Origin of the sequence: Syntrophomonas sp. DTU019, assembly GCA_913757435.1 — a bacterium.
GTDB lineage: Bacteria > Bacillota > Syntrophomonadia > Syntrophomonadales > Syntrophomonadaceae > DTU019.
The window spans coordinates 263,714-279,098 of the sequence record CAJYDM010000002.1 but is presented as its reverse complement, the minus strand read 5'-3'; the positions used below and the strand labels follow the sequence as shown (position 1 = coordinate 279,098).

The window sequence follows — 15,385 nt, the reverse complement described above, 5'->3', positions numbered from 1 at the left end:
GGTAATGCGGGAGGCATACATTTGAGATTAAGAAAAGGACCGCCTGATCTGATTCTTTTTATAACCGCCTTGACCCTGTTGGGAATAGGATTGATTATGGTGTTCAGTTCCAGTGCGGTCACCGCAAGTGTCCGCTATGGGGATGCTTATTATTTCTTCAAGCGCCAAATTGTATGGTCGGTAATCGGCATCGCCGCACTGTTGATTACCATGAAGATCAATTATCAGAAATTACGGGGATTGGCCTTGCCCGCCATGATCATAGCTTTAACGTGTTTGATCCTGGTAATAACACCTCTGGGGATATCCACCAAAGGCTCCAGCCGCTGGTTAGGCATAGGCAGCACGCGCCTTTTCGCTCCTTCGGAACTGGCTAAATTGGCCACGGTTATGTTTTTGGCCCGTACCATGGAAGTGAACCTGGATAAGATGAAGGATTTCATGAAAGGGGTGGTACCCTACCTGGCCATAATGGGCGTGGTATGCGGGTTGATTATGCTGCAGCCTGACCTGGGGACTACTTTTGTGGTGGCTGCCACCATATTCTTTATGATGATGGCGGCAGGTATGCGCTGGAGCCATCTGGGAGGTATTGCTGCCGCAGGCATGGCAGCAGTGTTCGCAGCCATTGTGGTAGCCCCATATCGCCTGGAGAGGCTGATAGCCTTCACCAACCCTTGGAAATACGCCAGCGATGAGGGCTTCCAGACCATTCAATCGCTGTATGCGCTGGGATCGGGAGGGCTTTTTGGCATGGGGTTGGGACGCAGCCGCCAGAAATTTTTCTATCTGCCGGAACAGCACACCGACTTCATTTTTGCCATATTAGGTGAGGAACTCGGCTTTTTAGGGGCGATATTGGTGATTTCACTGTTTCTCTTGTTTGCCTGGCGGGGATTCAAAATCGCCATCAATGCCCCTGACACTTTCGGCAGCCTGCTGGCAACAGGCTTGACAGTGATGATTACCTTCCAGGCCGCGATCAACATAGGAGTGGTATGCGGGGTATTGCCGGTAACCGGTATAACCCTGCCGTTTATCAGTCATGGCGGCTCGTCACTATTGTTCACTATGATTGGGGTCGGTTTGCTGCTCAATATCTCCAGGTATAGCTCCAACCGATGACAGGCAAAGCAGTCCTGTTCAGCAAGCTTGAAGAGTGAGGCGATCAATAATGAGATTGATTATAAGCGGCGGAGGCACCGGGGGGCATATCTACCCGGCTTTATCTATTGCTGAAGGAGTGCGCCAACGCATCCCTGAGGCAAAGATACTGTATGTAGGTTCCAAACAAGGCATGGAGAAGAAAATAGTGCCCGAAAGGGGATTTGATTACGCGGAAGTCGACATTTCAGGCATAGACCGCTCCTCAATGCTCAAAGCCTCCAAATCGCTGGTCAAATTCCCCAAAAGCTTCTTTCAGGGCTGGGATATAATTAAAGATTTCAAACCGGATGTGGTGGTTGGCACAGGAGGATATGCTTCATTCCCGGTGGTGCTGGCCAGCACTTTTTTTTCGTGCCGCTCATTTATTCATGAACAGAATGCCCAGCCGGGTCTGGCCAACCGCAACCTGGCTAGCCGGGTGGATTGCGTCATGCTGACTTTTGAAGAAGCTGCCCAGTATTTGCAGGCAAAGCGTATAGAGATCACTGGTTTGCCGGTGCGCCAGGCGATTACCACCGTAAGGCGGGACGAGGCCTACCGCAAGTGGGGGTTCACCCCCCAGCTATTCACCCTGGTGGTGTTCGGCGGAAGCCAGGGTGCAGCCAGCATCAACCGGGCTATGCTGGGTTACTTGGATAGATCGCGCAGTGAACGATCTCAGATTATTTGGATGACGGGAAACAAGCAGTATGAGGAACTGGTCGAACAGGTCAAAGCTCTGCAACTGGAGCAGAGTCACATCAAACTGGTGATGAAACCGTATCTGGACCATATCGAAGATGCTCTGGCGGCAGCCAATCTGGCCTTATGCCGGGCCGGAGCCAGCACCTTGAGTGAGTTGGCTGTTCTCGGCCTGCCAGCTATTCTGGTGCCGTATCCTTATGCCAGTGATAACCACCAGGAAAAAAATGCCCGGGCTTTGCTGGAAAAAAAGGCAGTGGAGATGATTATCGACGAGTTCCTGGATGGGGATACTCTTTATGAAAAAATACAAGGGCTCAGGCATCAGCCCGAAATGCTGCGGAATATGGCCGCCCATATCAAACGGGAGGCTAGACCGCAGGCCTTAGATGATATCCTGGATATCATATTGTCCTAAAGCAGGACGATTCTGCGATTTATCAGGACAGGCCTTAATACGAACGGGTTTAGGTTACACAGTGTAACCACTTTTAGCAATCAAGCATACTATAAGGTGTAGATAGCAGCAGGAGGAAGGAGATGAGGAAATGACCGCCTCGTCGGCACAATGGGTGCATATGGTGGGAATCGGAGGAGCCGGAATGAGCGGCATTGCCAAGGTACTGGCTGAACAGGGTATCAAGGTCAGCGGGTCGGATCTGCAGAGTTCTGAAGTTACCAGAAAATTGGCTGACCAGGGTGTTATTGTGTATATGGGGCATTCCTCCGCAAACCTTAAGCCCGGGGTTGATTTGGTGGTGGCTTCTTCAGCTATTCCTCAAGACAACAGTGAATTGGCAGCTGCCCGACAAGCAGGCATTCCTATCCTCAAGAGAGGTCAGATGCTGGCCTTAATGGTCAACAATATGCAGACTATTGCTATAGCCGGAGCCCATGGTAAAACCACTACTACTTCAATGGTGTATAAGGCGTTGAGTGGCGCCGGGCAAGACCCGACTTTTATCCTGGGAGGAGAATTGCAGGGCAGTCAGCTGGGCGCCCGGCTGGGCCAGAGCAATTACGCAGTGGTGGAAGCCGATGAGAGTGATGCCTCATTCCTGGAGCTTACGCCCTATATCGCGGTGATTACCAATATCGAGGATGACCACCTGGATTATTATGGCTCCACGGAAAATATCCGTCAGGCCTTCCGGCGCTATTTCGACCGGGTCAAGGCAGGCGGTCTGGCACTGGTTTGCGGGGATGATCCCGAGGTGCAGCAATTGCTTGATGATGAAATCGCCACCCGTGTGGTCAGGTACGGGGCAGCGGAAAACAATGACTATTATTTCACCGACTGGGAAGCCAGGATGATGGGTTCTCATTGCCAGGTATACCACCAGGGGCGGCACCTGGGCAGTCTGCAGCTGTCGGTGCCGGGATGGCACAACACCCTCAATGCCATGGCTGCGGTGGCGGTGGTCTGTGAGCTGGGCCTGCCCTATGAATCGGCTCTTCGTGCCTTGCAGGAATTCAGCGGTGCCAAGCGCCGTTTTCACCTGGTGGGCAGCAAGAATGACATTACCGTCATAGATGATTACGCCCATCACCCTACCGAGATTGCAGCCACTATCGCGGCAGCCCGGCAGGCTCATCAAGGCCGCCTTACGGTGATCTTCCAGCCCCATCGCTTTACCCGCACCCAGCTTATGGGTGAGAGGCTGGGCAAATCGCTTACTGGGGCTGACACGGTCATAATTACTGATATTTACTCTGCCGGTGAGGCAGCTATTCCAGGGGTCAGCTCGCAGACTGTGTATAACGCTGCCTGCGGGGCTGAAGCCCGGGTTTATTATGTGCCCGATAAGGAAGCCGTTGTTCCCCTGGTGGCTGAGTGTTCCCAGCCCGGTGACCTTATCATTACTATGGGGGCTGGGGATATTTGGAAGTTGGGCAAAAATATTTTGGAAAAGTTATGACGCCTGTGGAGGTGCTAGGTTGGATAACTATTTGATCAGGGGGGGCAAAGCCCTAAAAGGCCAAGTTCATATCAGCGGTTCCAAGAATGCCTCCCTGCCGATTATGGCCGCTACCTTAATGGCGGCTGACGAAGTTGTTTTATGCGGTGTACCTGATCTGGAGGACATCAATGTCATGTCTGATGTTCTCAGGTTGTTAGGGGCGAAAGTTGAAAGAGAAAATGACGTATTGATTATAGATACCCGCAATGCGAATAGCATCGAACTTCCGGAATATATGTCCAGAAAGATGCGGGCTTCGAACCTGGTGATGGGGGCATTGCTAGCCCGCTATAAGAGGGCTGCGGTAGCCTATCCGGGAGGGTGCGCCATCGGCAGCCGTCCCATGGACCTGCATCTCAAGGGATTCAGAGCTTTGGGATATAACATCACTGAGGAGTGCGGAGTCATGTACGGCGAGGCTGAAAAACTCGGCGGCCAGGAGACCCTGCTGGATTTCCCCAGTGTGGGAGCAACCGAAAACATTATGATGGCAGCCGCATTGACCCCGGGCATAACCACCCTGCGCAACGCTGCCCGCGAGCCGGAGATCATAGACTTGCAGAATTTCCTCAACCGCATGGGCGCTAGAATTCGCGGCGCAGGCCTGGATACAATCCGCATTGAGGGAGTGAGCAAACTGCATGGGGTGGAACACACCGTGATTCCTGACCGTATCGAAGCCGGGACTTTCATGGTAGCGGCAGCTATTACTCATGGTGATGTGATGATCGATAATATCGTCTTGGAACATATCCAATCCCTGGTCGCCAAGCTGCGCGAAATCGGTGTAGATATCAGTACTAATGGTTCCTGGGTCAGGGTTTCGGGCCATCAAGCTCTGCACAGCGCCGATATTAAGACCATGCCCTATCCCGGTTTTCCCACCGATATGCAACCGCAGATGATGGCCTTGATGTCGACCGTGCCGGGGACCAGCATCGTGGTGGAGACTATTTTTGAGAACCGCTTCATGCATGTACACGAATTGCGCAGGATGGGGGCGGAAATAAAGATAGAAGGCCGGGTGGCCATAATTAAAGGCCGGGAAAAACTGGAAGGGGCGGCTGTGGAGGCTAGTGATCTCCGCGCCGGAGCAGCTCTGGTCTTAGCCGGACTAAGGGCTCGCGGGGAGACCCGGGTTGGAACACTAGAACATATTGACCGGGGATATGACAAACTGCACTGCAAACTGCAGAAACTCGGTGCAGATATAGAACGCAGGACTGCAGCCGGCAGCCGATAATTTTTGATCTTAGTAAGCAGGAAATCCGTTCCCAAAGATGATTTTCCTACCGAATTCTGCTATAATCTATCACATCAATCTGGGGCAGAGGCAGCAAATGAAGAATCTATGGTATAACGGTTTGGTAAAGTATACGGTTTTCCTGTTGGTTACACTCCTCTCGCTTTTCCTTTTTGTGCATAGTTCTTTCTTCTATATCGATGTAATCACGGTCCAGGGGGCGGACAAATTGGGTTCAGCGGAGGTCATCCGCCTCTCCGGGCTGCATATCGGCCAAAATATCTTTTCGGTGGATGGAAATCAGATCAGCCATGCCCTGCGGGTGCACCCCATGGTCAAGGAGGTCAAAGTGATCAGGCATTGGCCCCGGCATCTGGAGATCCAGGTTGAAGAGCGCCAGGCCTGGGCCTTAACGCCGTATCAGGGCGCATTTTTGTGCCTGGATATGGACGGGATCGTCCTCGATAAGATTAATACATTTTCCGCAGATCAATATTGTATAATTACTTTGGACCAGCAACCAGAGCAGGTGGTGTTGGGACAAGTTTTTGACCAGGAAGCGGTTTCCTCTGTACGTCGGGTGTGGGATGCCATACCGGCCGAGAGCCGGGCCGACATCTCTGATTATCATTATGTGAATGCCAGCCAAGAATTGGTCTTGTATACCAACAGAGGGACTGAGATTAAATTCGGGGGTCTGGAACGGCTGGATGAAAAAGTGCAGTCGCTGGTGCAGATCATAAGTATCGAGGAGGATTATGAAGAACAGGGCCAGACTGGCTTAAGCTATGTTGATTTACGTTTTAAGGGTCAGCCGGTAGTGAAAACGCTGGACTAATCAAGGAGTAGGTAAGAAGGTACAAGAAATGCGCAACCGCAGTGCACAAATCACAATTGCAGTTATTTGTATTATCTTGGGCATTATGCTGGCCATACAGTTCAAAACCCAGGAGAATATAAACGACACCCTGATGCCGGGGCGAATGGAGGAATTGAGCCAACAACTTTACGAGGTCACCAAGCAGCGCGATACGCTAGCGGAGGAAGTGCAGAGTCTGCGTGACAAACTGCAGAACATCCGCCAGGACAATCAGGCTATGGCGGACATGCATGATGAGGTGATCAAAGCCAATATGGCGGCAGGAAAGGTGGCCGTAAGCGGGCCTGGAATAGTGCTGACTTTAAACGACAGCACCCACACCTTGCAGACCGGGGAGAATCCCAACTATGGTATCGTACATGATTACGATTTGTTGACCCTGGTCAACGAGATGCGTGCCTCGGGTGCGGAAGCAATCGCAATCAATGAACAGCGCCTGACTGCGGTTTCAGAAATCAGATGTGCCGGAACTTTAATATTAGTAAACTGGGTTCGCATCGGGCCCCCATATGTGATCAAGGCTATCGGCGATCCGGATATGCTGACCAGCGGATTGAACATCAGGGGCGGCCACCTGGAAACCCTGAAAATCCTGGGTGTCCAGACCAATCTGCAGAAAACTGACAACATGGAATTGCCGGGCTACAACGGGATTATGAAGTTCACCCATGCGGTGCCGGTAGAACAAGCGAATGAGGCGCAATAAGAGATGTGGCTGCTAGTAATTTTTTGTTTATTGATAGGGGTATTTATCGGATTGCAGATGCCGGTGCTATTTCCGGTGGTATACGCGAAATATATGTCTATTGCTATCCTGGCGGCTTTGGACTCCGTATTGGGGGGCATCCGCGCTTATATGGAGGACGGCTTCGATAGCACCATTTTTGTTACCGGATTTGTGGTCAATGCTCTCCTGGCGGCAGGTATGGCCTATCTGGGGGACCGCCTGGGGGTCGATCTCTATCTGGCCGCAGTGCTGGTCTTTGGAGTGCGATTGTTCCAAAATATGGCAATAATTCGTCGATATCTCATGAAAAAATATTAGACTCAAATAAAGGGATATTCAGGATTTTGTGGTATTTCTATGTAGACCTTAAAGTGAGGGGGAATCACTATCAGGAACCGCCATATAGTGGTTGCCCTGGACATAGGGAGCCACACCATCAAAGCCGCCATGGCTGAAGTGGTGGCAATAGATCAGATAAACGTTTTGGGTATTTCGTCCTTGCCCGCCAAGGGAATTAAAAAAGGACACATAGTTGATATCGAAGCGGCCGCCCAGGGCATGGAAGAAGCTTTGAACGCCTTGGAGAGGCTGACCGGTGTGGAGATAAGCGGGGCTTTGATCGGTTTTTCCGGAACCAGCCTTTCAACCTTGAATAATCATACCGTGGTAGCCGTCGGAACCCCCAGTTATGAAATTTCACCGGAGGACAAGAACCGGGTTCTGCATTCGGCTTGCACCATTTCTTTACCTCCTGACAAAGGCATCGTGCAGACCGTGGAACGACAGTACATCATCGATGGATACGATGGTGTCAAAGAACCGATTGGCATGGTGGGAAGCCGCTTGGAAGCTGAGATTACGGTGGTGGTAGCGGCTATCGCCGCGGTACAGAATTTACAGCGCAGTGCCAGCCGGATCAACCTGGAGGTCGAAGGGCTGGTTTTCAATCCACTGCTGGATTGTGAAGCAGTATTAATGCCCACCGAGATGGAGATGGGGGTAGCCCTGGTCGATATCGGGGGCGGAACCATCGATGTAAGCGTGTTCGAACGCGGCAGTCTGTTGTGTGCTGCGGTGCTGCCTCTGGGCGGAGAACACATAACCAGGGATCTGGCTATCATCCTCAAGACTTCGCTGCAAGAAGCGGCCTGCCTGAAAGAACGCAGCGACCTCAACTATTCTCCGGCAGGTGATGATGGGGATGAAGATTTGATCGATATCAAAGACGTCCAGGGTCAGGTTGGGCGCCAGGTTTCTCAGCAGTTGGTGACAGAAATTATCTCTGCCCGGGTATTGGAAATCGCTCAAATGGTGTATGCTGAACTGAGGCAATCCGATGTGCTGGAGAGGATTCCGGCAGGGATAGTTCTGACCGGAGGGGGCGCTAAACTTACTGGGATGACGGACTTATTCGAGGAATATCTGGGGATACCGGTGAGGTTGGGTTATCCCGACCGGGTTCCGGGACTGGCGGGAGAATACCGCAAACCGTGCTATGGCGCGGTAATAGGGGGATTGATCTGTGCAGCCCGGCACATTGAGCCCCACAAAATCGAAAACAAACGTGGCCTGTCAAGTTTATTTGACAGAATGGGCGAATGGTATAAGGATTTTTTTAGGTAAAGGACAGAGGAGGTTTTTTAATGCCACTGGATTTTGACGTTGAGATGCAACAATTTGCTGATATCAAGGTCATAGGAATCGGCGGCGGCGGCAACAACGCCATAAACCGCATGATTGAAGCCGGATTAAAAGGGGTTGAGTTTGTAGCCGTTAATACTGATTCACAGGCATTGTGGATCTCCAAAGCCGACAAGAAGATACAGGTGGGTGAAAAGCTGACCAAGGGTTTAGGTGCGGGTGCCGACCCGGAGATCGGCCTCAAGGCCGCAGAAGAGAATGCTGATGAAATCAAAAGGGCCCTGCAGGGCGCTGACATGGTTTTCGTCACCGCAGGAATGGGCGGAGGCACCGGCACTGGTGGAGCGCCGGTAATCGCGCGTATAGCCAGGGAGCTGGGTGCACTTACCGTAGGCGTAGTGACCCGGCCGTTTACTTTTGAAGGCCGCAAACGGAACTCGCAGGCCGAGAGCGGCATACATAACCTGCGCGAAGAAGTGGACAGTTTAATAACTATTCCCAATGACCGCCTCTTGCAGGTGGTTGAGAAGAACACCGCCTTTAATGACGCCTTCCGTATTGCCGATGACATTCTTCGCCAGGGCGTGCAGGGCATTTCCGACCTCATCGCGGTGCCGGGAGTCATCAACTGTGACTTCGCCGATGTGAAAACCGTAATGAAAAACACTGGTTCAGCATTGATGGGCATCGGCACCGCCAAAGGTGAAAACCGCGCCGCAGAAGCAGCTCGCATGGCGATATCCAGCCCGCTTCTGGAGACCTCCATCGATGGGGCCAAAGGGGTCTTGTTCAACATCAGCGGGGGAGGAGGCCTCACCTTGTTTGAGATCTATGAAGCCGCCGAGATAATTCATCAGGCAGTCGATGCTGAAGCTAATATTATCTTCGGAGCCAATATTATTGAGAGCCTTGAAGACGAGGTGCGCGTCACCGTGATCGCCACCGGATTCAGCGCCTATAAGCCCAGATTGGGCGAAACCAGCAAGAGCAGCCGCAGCGGTATTGAAGCCCCGCCTACCTTTGCGGAAAAAGGCGACCTGGAGATACCACCCTTTTTACGCAGCCGCAAACGCACTGACAGATAGGTCTGGACCAGACTGAACGGCCAAATAACCAGGATACAACCGGGAATGCTTTATTCCCGGTTTTTGTTTTTTAGAGGAATAAGAAAGCGCTAAATGCAAAGCAAATCCAACAAATTCTTTTAACCAGGTCTGGTATAATCTGGTAAGCATACCGTCGCAGGTCTTAGAATATGAATGTTTATAGTGATTAAAGCTGACAGCTGTCAAGCGGAAGGATCTTTTCATATCAAGGTGAGGGCAATTGAGCGATTCTAAAGTGTATTTGGACTTGACCTTCCTTAATAATTTTATAATGGATTTCGTTATCCTGTGGGCGACATCCCGGTTGTCCGGCTTAAGGCCCAATCACGCCCGCCTGGCGGTGGCAGCAGCCCTGGGTGCGGCCTATGCGGTCGGTTATGTGTGGCTCAGAGGGAATCCTCTCTTTAGCCTGACCGGTAAAATCGTTTTTTCCCTGTTCATGGTCATGCTGGCCATCAGACCAGGCCGCTGGCAGGATTATGGCAAGGTTTTGCTTTACTTCTACCTGATCAATTTTACCGTAGCCGGCGCCACCATCGCAGCATCCTCACTGCTGGCCGGCACTGTGATCGAAAGTCTTTTCCCGGCCGTCTGGATTCTGGTGGCAGTCTTCGCCGCACTGGCCATCGGCCTATTCGCTGGCCGCTACGTCAAGGACCATCTTCTGCCGGGATTGCTCAAATTTCAGGTGGATCTGCGTTTTGGCAAACAGCACTGCTGCGGGCATGGTTTCGTGGACACTGGCAACGCACTCAAAGACCCATTGACCAGAAGACCGGTGATCGTGGCCGAGTATGCACTTATCAAGTCCTGTCTGCCTCAGGATTTGCAGCACATGATGGAAGGGACTCAGAGCGAGGAGGCCATGCTGGAACAGATCATGAATAGCAGTTGGGCCAATCGCCTGAGATTGATACCCTTCTCTTCCATCGGCAGAAAAAACGGAATGTTATTGGGTGTCCGCGCTGACGAGGTGGTATTGAACATCGGCTCTAAAGACATCTTGCATAGAAACGCAGTGGTGGGGATCTATCGCGAGCAGTTGAATCCGCAGGGCAATTACCAACTCTTGATCCCTGCGGATATGGTGGAAGGATAGGAGGAAATGGCATGGGAATCAGAGACCTGTTGAAGAACTGTCAGATGAGCCTGATCCGCTTGTACATCAAAAAGCGCATACCGCAGTTCATCCATTACATCGGCTCGACTGAGGTATTGCCTCCACCCCTGCAAGAAACCGAGGAGATGAGTCTGATCTCGCGCCTGGAGCAGGGAGATGTGGGGGTCAAGTCCAAACTCATCGAACACAACCTGCGCCTGGTGGTATACATCGCCAAGAAATTTGAAAACACCGGCATCAATATCGAAGACCTGGTTTCCATCGGCACCATCGGTTTGATCAAAGCTGTCAATACCTTCGAACCCAAGAAAAATATCAAGCTGGCCACTTATGCTTCACGCTGCATCGAAAACGAGATCCTCATGTACCTGCGCCGCAACCTTAAAAACCGTGGCGAGGTTTCATTAGATGAGCCGCTCAATGTGGACTGGGACGGCAATGAACTGCTGCTATCAGATGTGCTGGGGACTGACGGGGACATGATCTACAAGCGCATTGAACATGAGGTGGAAAAGAGCCTGCTGTGGCAGGCCATGCATAAGCTGAGCAGTCGAGAAAAGACTATTATACAACTGCGTTTTGGCTTAGGGGACGGATTGGAAAAGACTCAGAAGGAAGTAGCCGACATCCTGGGTATTTCGCAATCGTATATCTCTCGCCTGGAAAAGAGAATCCTTAAAAGGCTGCAGCGTGAAATCAGAAAGATCGAATAAGGTCTGAATAAGGGGGCAGGCTTAATGTTCTGCCCCTCATCAAGAACGAATAAATCCTGGCTGTGGCGTAAACAATTTAATATAAGGGAATTTAGTGCTTTATGAGGCACTATTTTTTATGATTTACCAGGGACAATGTTGCAGAGAAGGGAAGGAGCCAGCTTGATCAATAAAGTTGAGATATGCGGGGTCAATACCTCCAAACTTCCCGTATTGAAAAACGATGAGATGAGAGTGTTGTTTAAAGAGTTTCAAGCGGGAGAGCAGCAGGCCAGGGAGAAGCTGATACAGGGCAACCTGCGTCTGGTTTTGAGTGTCATTCAGAGATTCAGTAATCGCGGCGAATTCGTGGATGACCTGTTTCAGGTGGGTTGCATCGGACTGATCAAGGCTATAGATAATTTCGACCTGAGCCAGAATGTGCGATTTTCAACCTACGCGGTGCCGATGATCATAGGCGAGATACGGCGCTACCTGCGTGACAACAACCCGGTGCGGGTATCACGGTCGCTGCGCGACATCGCTTACAAAGCCCTGCAGGTCAGGGAACGGCTGGTTTCGGATAATTCCTCCGAACCTACCGTGGTGCAGATCGCCAAGGAGTTGGAACTACCTCGTGAAGAGGTGGTGTTCGCCCTGGATGCTATACAGGATCCGGTGTCACTGTTCGAACCGATCTATAATGATGGCGGCGACCCGATTCTGGTCATGGATCAGATCAGTGACGACAAAAACACCGACGACCTGTGGTTAGAGGAGATCAGCATCAAAGAGGCCATGAAAAAGCTCAATGAACGGGAAAAGCATATTGTGAACTTGCGTTTTTTCGCCGGCAAGACACAGATGGAAGTAGCTGATGAAATCGGCATTTCCCAGGCACAGGTCTCACGCCTGGAAAAAGCCGCCTTAAAACAGCTCAAAAAATATATCTGAAGGTGGTAAGGAGGCTTGGATATGGGCAATAGGATCATGACGTTAGTGCTGCTGATGACCGTTCTAGGCCTGTTGCTGCCCCTGACTCAGGGTTACTTATCAGCGGAAAATGCCTTCACCGTAGACAATCTGGTGCGCCTGGAAATGTCCTCTGAATAAACCTGAGGGGTCAAGTATTGCCCAATTGCAGGAAGGAATGCGGCGGATCAGGCAATGGGATGGCCTCTTCTGCCAGGAGTCGGCTGCTCAATCAATCGGTAGCCTCCCCAACCTATCCTCCCAGGCTTCCGCTACTGCTTGAGAAGAAGTGCAATTATCATTTGCCACGCTGCCAGATCCAAAAACCAGCTTCCGTGTCTGGACGCCAGCAGTTCATAAGTTACCCCTGGAATTAGATCGGCAAAGCGCGGGTAACCTCTGGCAGGTTGCCGCGATCATAGCGTCGGTAAACAGCAGCATTGCAACTGACATTGGGGCCAACGGTTAAAACCGTCGTCTTTCACGTTCACGGTACACCCCACCCGCATTCAAGCCAATTCTTAAAGCCCTTTAATTACCGACTCGGCCTCGCTAATAATATCGCCTACTATACTTTTGATAGGTTTGATTTCATTTACCATTCCTATGCCCTGCCCGCAGGAGATAGTACCTTTAGCAATATCTCCGCTTTGGTACATCAGCAGGTTATTGTCGCCTGAAGCTGCACTGATCACAGTATCGCCAGAAGCTTGGTCACTTTCTAATTGCATGATCTCCTTGGCTTTCTTGTTTTTCCAAACTCGGTGGGTGTTTCCAACCGATCTTAGGATCAAAGTGGTATCCGTTTCTGTGGCCTCCAGCAGCGCCTTCTTAAGATTGATGTGTATCGGACACTCTTCGGCCACCAGAAAAGCGGTGCCCATAATCACAGCCTCGGCGCCCAGAGCCAGAGCTGCTACCAGCCCTTGTCCATTGGTCACCCCTCCCCCACCGATCACCGGTACATGCAGGGAGCGGGCTACTGTAGGAATGAGGACAAATGTGCCAATGTCCAAAATTCCGGTCGCCCCGCCGTTTTCATATCCCACCACCGTAACCATATCGGCTCCTAAAGACTCAGCCTTACGTGCATAGCGCAATCCCACACATTTATGGATCCAGGTGACATCAGGCCGTGTTAAAACGGGGACTAACTGCTCTGGGATGCCGTGGCCGGAGGTCTCGATAATCCTAACCCCTGCATCGATGAGCATTTCCACATAGGCTGCATTATCAACTGGTACTCTGGCGGGAAAGAGGTTTAGATTGACTGCAAACGGCTTACTGGTTAGGGAACGTACCTGTTGAACCGCATTTTTCAAATCTTCTTCTGACTTATACATCGCTGAAGCCAAAACGCCCAGACATCCCGCTTCTGAAGCCGCAGCCACGAACACCGGATCAGAGATGTGCATCATGGTCCCAACCACAATCGGATACTCGATTCCTAATTTTTCGGTCACCCTGGTCCTAAACATGTCTTTCCCATCCTTTCATAGGTTGTTTAACAACAATATTACGTCTGTATAGTATGTAATGCAATACCAGCATCAAAGAGGCCATAAAAAGGTTGAGGGTGGGGAACAACATCTTGTGAACTTATGCTTTTTCGTTGGCAAGATACAGTTGGATACGCATTCATGGCAGACAACCTGGTGCACCTGGAGGTGCCCTCAGAATAAGCGGGTTGGGTTGTAGGGCCTAACCCTTTTTTTATGGTACAATGCGGAAAAAGGGTTGAGGCAGAGGAGTCTGGATAATACCGGATCGATGTTCTGCAACCGGGAGGATGAGGGTTTTGGCAAACCAAAAAGTGAAGCTGTTCTGGGAGGGGCGTAATGATAATCCGCCCACAAGTTTCGGCAGCATGGGACCAGTTGCAGTATCGCGCATATATCCTCATCCAGTGAACCCGGACAACTCACTGTGGCTGGAAGAACCCATTCGCCCTTATGGGGACCCACAAAACCGCATGTTTCATGGGGACAATCTGAGGGTGATGAACCACCTCCTGCAAAATGGCTATGAAAGTCAATTCAATCTAATCTATATAGATCCTCCTTACCTTAGCAACCAGAAGTATATGTCCCGAATAGCTATCGGCGATAAAGACCACTCCCAGTCCGTGGAGCGCCAGGTATTCAGCGATGTGGGCCCCCGCGAGCTGGATGTTTTCCTGCAGGATTTGTTTGAGCGTTTGGAAATGATGAAAATCCTATTAAATGAAAATGGCAGCCTCTTTGTGCATCTGGACTGGCATGTCAGTCACTATGTTAAAATCTTGCTGGATGAGATCTTCGGCCCTGAGGCTCTAATTAATGAAATTGTGTGGTGCTACGGGGGTGGCACCGGCACTAAACGCCATTTCCATCGCAAACATGACCTGATCCTGTGGTATGCCAAGGGCCCTGACTATACATTCAACCCCCAATACCGCCCTTATTCCCCGGGGACGGTGGAAAGAGGCCTGACCCGGGTCAAAGGAGACCGCTACCGGCTGCACTCACAAGGTGCCTTGATGCAGGATTGGTGGACTGACATCAACAAGATCCTCAGTCCCACCGCCTACGAAAACCTCAAGTTCCCTACTCAAAAGCCCTTGGCCTTATTGGAACGCATCATTTCCGCCGCCTCCAACCCCGGTGATTTGATAGGTGACTTCTATGCAGGTTCGGCCACCACGGCCCAGGCTTGTGAATCAGGAGGCCGTACCTGGATAACCTGTGATAACAGTGTCATTGCCATCGAAACCGCTATGAAACGTTTGCTAAAGATGCCTGCCCGCCCCTTTACGGTGGAGAGTTGCGAAGGCCAGCCTGAAAATGCTGGACGGCTGATACTAAAACCACTGTTGGTTAATGAGTTCGATGCGGCAGATATGCTGCTGCAAGTCGGGATACAAAGCTACCAGCCCGGACAGGAAGTGAAGCCGATTCCATGGGTTCATTATATAGATTTCTGGGAGATCGATCTCAATTACGATGGTCAAATATTTAATTCTGATCTGCAGGTACTAAGGACCAGCCAGCGTATGGACGGCGATTTGCCGCTGCAAATCACCACCCGCCTTAAAAAGCCTGCCAAGCCTATTCAGATAGCGGTTCGGATACACGATGTATTCGGCGCCACAGCAGTGGCTACTGCACAGTTTTGACCGTTGTAGCTCGGCAGTCATTAAATAAGACAGAGCCATAG

The 15,385-nt window shown here is 51.1% G+C and carries 15 protein-coding genes; 14 read left to right on the top strand and 1 reads right to left on the bottom strand.

The genetic code is table 11. The features are described 5' to 3' along the window. Positions 1 to 21: 21 nt before the first annotated feature. The 13 genes from ftsW to AC15IQ_RS06930 all read left to right on the top strand — a co-directional run bounded on the left by ftsW (position 22) and on the right by AC15IQ_RS06930 (position 12,331). Positions 22 to 1,125, top strand: coding sequence for a putative lipid II flippase FtsW (gene ftsW / locus AC15IQ_RS06990; RefSeq protein WP_483178159.1), 1,104 nt, complete (start codon positions 22 to 24; stop codon positions 1,123 to 1,125). Between the two features lie 49 nt (positions 1,126 to 1,174). Beyond that, a complete protein-coding gene (gene murG / locus AC15IQ_RS06985) occupies positions 1,175 to 2,266 on the top strand; it encodes an undecaprenyldiphospho-muramoylpentapeptide beta-N-acetylglucosaminyltransferase (RefSeq protein WP_483178157.1) in 1,092 nt (363 codons plus the stop codon). Positions 2,267 to 2,396: 130 nt separating this feature from the next. Continuing rightward, a complete protein-coding gene (gene murC, locus AC15IQ_RS06980) occupies positions 2,397 to 3,767 on the top strand; it encodes a UDP-N-acetylmuramate--L-alanine ligase (RefSeq protein WP_483178155.1) in 1,371 nt (456 codons plus the stop codon). Positions 3,768 to 3,786: 19 nt separating this feature from the next. Next, positions 3,787 to 5,052: a UDP-N-acetylglucosamine 1-carboxyvinyltransferase gene (murA, locus tag AC15IQ_RS06975; protein WP_483178153.1), complete on the top strand. Its 1,266-nt coding sequence runs from the start codon at positions 3,787 to 3,789 to the stop codon at positions 5,050 to 5,052. Between the two features lie 97 nt (positions 5,053 to 5,149). Further along, positions 5,150 to 5,890 carry a cell division protein FtsQ/DivIB gene (locus tag AC15IQ_RS06970; RefSeq protein ID WP_483178151.1) on the top strand — a complete coding sequence of 247 codons (741 nt, stop codon included), beginning with the start codon at positions 5,150 to 5,152 and terminating at the stop codon, positions 5,888 to 5,890. 28 nt (positions 5,891 to 5,918) lie between these two features. Further along, the gene (locus AC15IQ_RS06965) at positions 5,919 to 6,638 is read left to right on the top strand and encodes a DUF881 domain-containing protein (RefSeq protein WP_483178149.1); all 720 of its coding nucleotides are present in this window, start codon (positions 5,919 to 5,921) and stop codon (positions 6,636 to 6,638) included. Between the two features lie 3 nt (positions 6,639 to 6,641). Then, positions 6,642 to 6,977, top strand: a complete 336-nt coding sequence (locus AC15IQ_RS06960) for a small basic family protein (protein WP_483178147.1) — start codon at positions 6,642 to 6,644, stop codon at positions 6,975 to 6,977. Between the two features lie 87 nt (positions 6,978 to 7,064). Then, a complete protein-coding gene (ftsA, locus tag AC15IQ_RS06955) occupies positions 7,065 to 8,282 on the top strand; it encodes a cell division protein FtsA (RefSeq protein ID WP_483178146.1) in 1,218 nt (405 codons plus the stop codon). A gap of 20 nt (positions 8,283 to 8,302) precedes the next feature. Continuing rightward, positions 8,303 to 9,385 carry a cell division protein FtsZ gene (gene ftsZ, locus AC15IQ_RS06950; protein WP_483178144.1) on the top strand — a complete coding sequence of 361 codons (1,083 nt, stop codon included), beginning with the start codon at positions 8,303 to 8,305 and terminating at the stop codon, positions 9,383 to 9,385. A gap of 241 nt (positions 9,386 to 9,626) precedes the next feature. Next, positions 9,627 to 10,505, top strand: coding sequence for a sigma-E processing peptidase SpoIIGA (locus AC15IQ_RS06945; RefSeq protein ID WP_483178142.1), 879 nt, complete (start codon positions 9,627 to 9,629; stop codon positions 10,503 to 10,505). 44 nt (positions 10,506 to 10,549) lie between these two features. Beyond that, positions 10,550 to 11,239, top strand: coding sequence for an RNA polymerase sporulation sigma factor SigE (sigE, locus tag AC15IQ_RS06940; RefSeq protein WP_483178616.1), 690 nt, complete (start codon positions 10,550 to 10,552; stop codon positions 11,237 to 11,239). Between the two features lie 162 nt (positions 11,240 to 11,401). Continuing rightward, a complete protein-coding gene (gene sigG, locus AC15IQ_RS06935) occupies positions 11,402 to 12,172 on the top strand; it encodes an RNA polymerase sporulation sigma factor SigG (RefSeq protein WP_483178141.1) in 771 nt (256 codons plus the stop codon). A 21-nt stretch (positions 12,173 to 12,193) separates the two neighbouring features. Continuing rightward, on the top strand, positions 12,194 to 12,331 hold the full coding sequence (locus AC15IQ_RS06930; protein WP_483178140.1) for a hypothetical protein: 138 nt from the start codon (positions 12,194 to 12,196) through the stop codon (positions 12,329 to 12,331). A 380-nt stretch (positions 12,332 to 12,711) separates the two neighbouring features. Here the strand turns inward: AC15IQ_RS06930 and AC15IQ_RS06925 are convergent, their stop codons facing one another. Continuing rightward, the gene (locus tag AC15IQ_RS06925; RefSeq protein ID WP_483178138.1) at positions 12,712 to 13,668 is read right to left on the bottom strand and encodes an NAD(P)H-dependent flavin oxidoreductase; all 957 of its coding nucleotides are present in this window, start codon (positions 13,666 to 13,668) and stop codon (positions 12,712 to 12,714) included. Between the two features lie 320 nt (positions 13,669 to 13,988). Between AC15IQ_RS06925 and AC15IQ_RS06920 the strand changes: the two genes are divergently transcribed. After that, positions 13,989 to 15,344 (top strand): DNA methyltransferase, encoded by a 1,356-nt coding sequence (locus AC15IQ_RS06920; protein WP_483178136.1) that lies wholly within the window; start codon positions 13,989 to 13,991, stop codon positions 15,342 to 15,344. The last annotated feature ends 41 nt before the right edge of the window (positions 15,345 to 15,385 follow it).

Excerpts from the sequence above, each read along its gene's own strand:
- murG (WP_483178157.1), top strand. The coding sequence starts at position 1,175 with ATGAGATTGATTATAAGCGGCGGAGGCACCGGGGGGCATATCTACCCG.
- murC (WP_483178155.1), top strand. The coding sequence starts at position 2,397 with ATGACCGCCTCGTCGGCACAATGGGTGCATATGGTGGGAATCGGAGGA.
- AC15IQ_RS06970 (WP_483178151.1), top strand. The coding sequence starts at position 5,150 with ATGAAGAATCTATGGTATAACGGTTTGGTAAAGTATACGGTTTTCCTG.
- AC15IQ_RS06965 (WP_483178149.1), top strand. The coding sequence starts at position 5,919 with ATGCGCAACCGCAGTGCACAAATCACAATTGCAGTTATTTGTATTATC.
- AC15IQ_RS06960 (WP_483178147.1), top strand. The coding sequence starts at position 6,642 with ATGTGGCTGCTAGTAATTTTTTGTTTATTGATAGGGGTATTTATCGGA.
- ftsZ (WP_483178144.1), top strand. The coding sequence starts at position 8,303 with ATGCCACTGGATTTTGACGTTGAGATGCAACAATTTGCTGATATCAAG.
- sigE (WP_483178616.1), top strand. The coding sequence starts at position 10,550 with ATGAGCCTGATCCGCTTGTACATCAAAAAGCGCATACCGCAGTTCATC.
- AC15IQ_RS06930 (WP_483178140.1), top strand. The coding sequence starts at position 12,194 with ATGGGCAATAGGATCATGACGTTAGTGCTGCTGATGACCGTTCTAGGC.
- AC15IQ_RS06925 (WP_483178138.1), bottom strand. The coding sequence starts at position 13,668 with ATGTTTAGGACCAGGGTGACCGAAAAATTAGGAATCGAGTATCCGATT.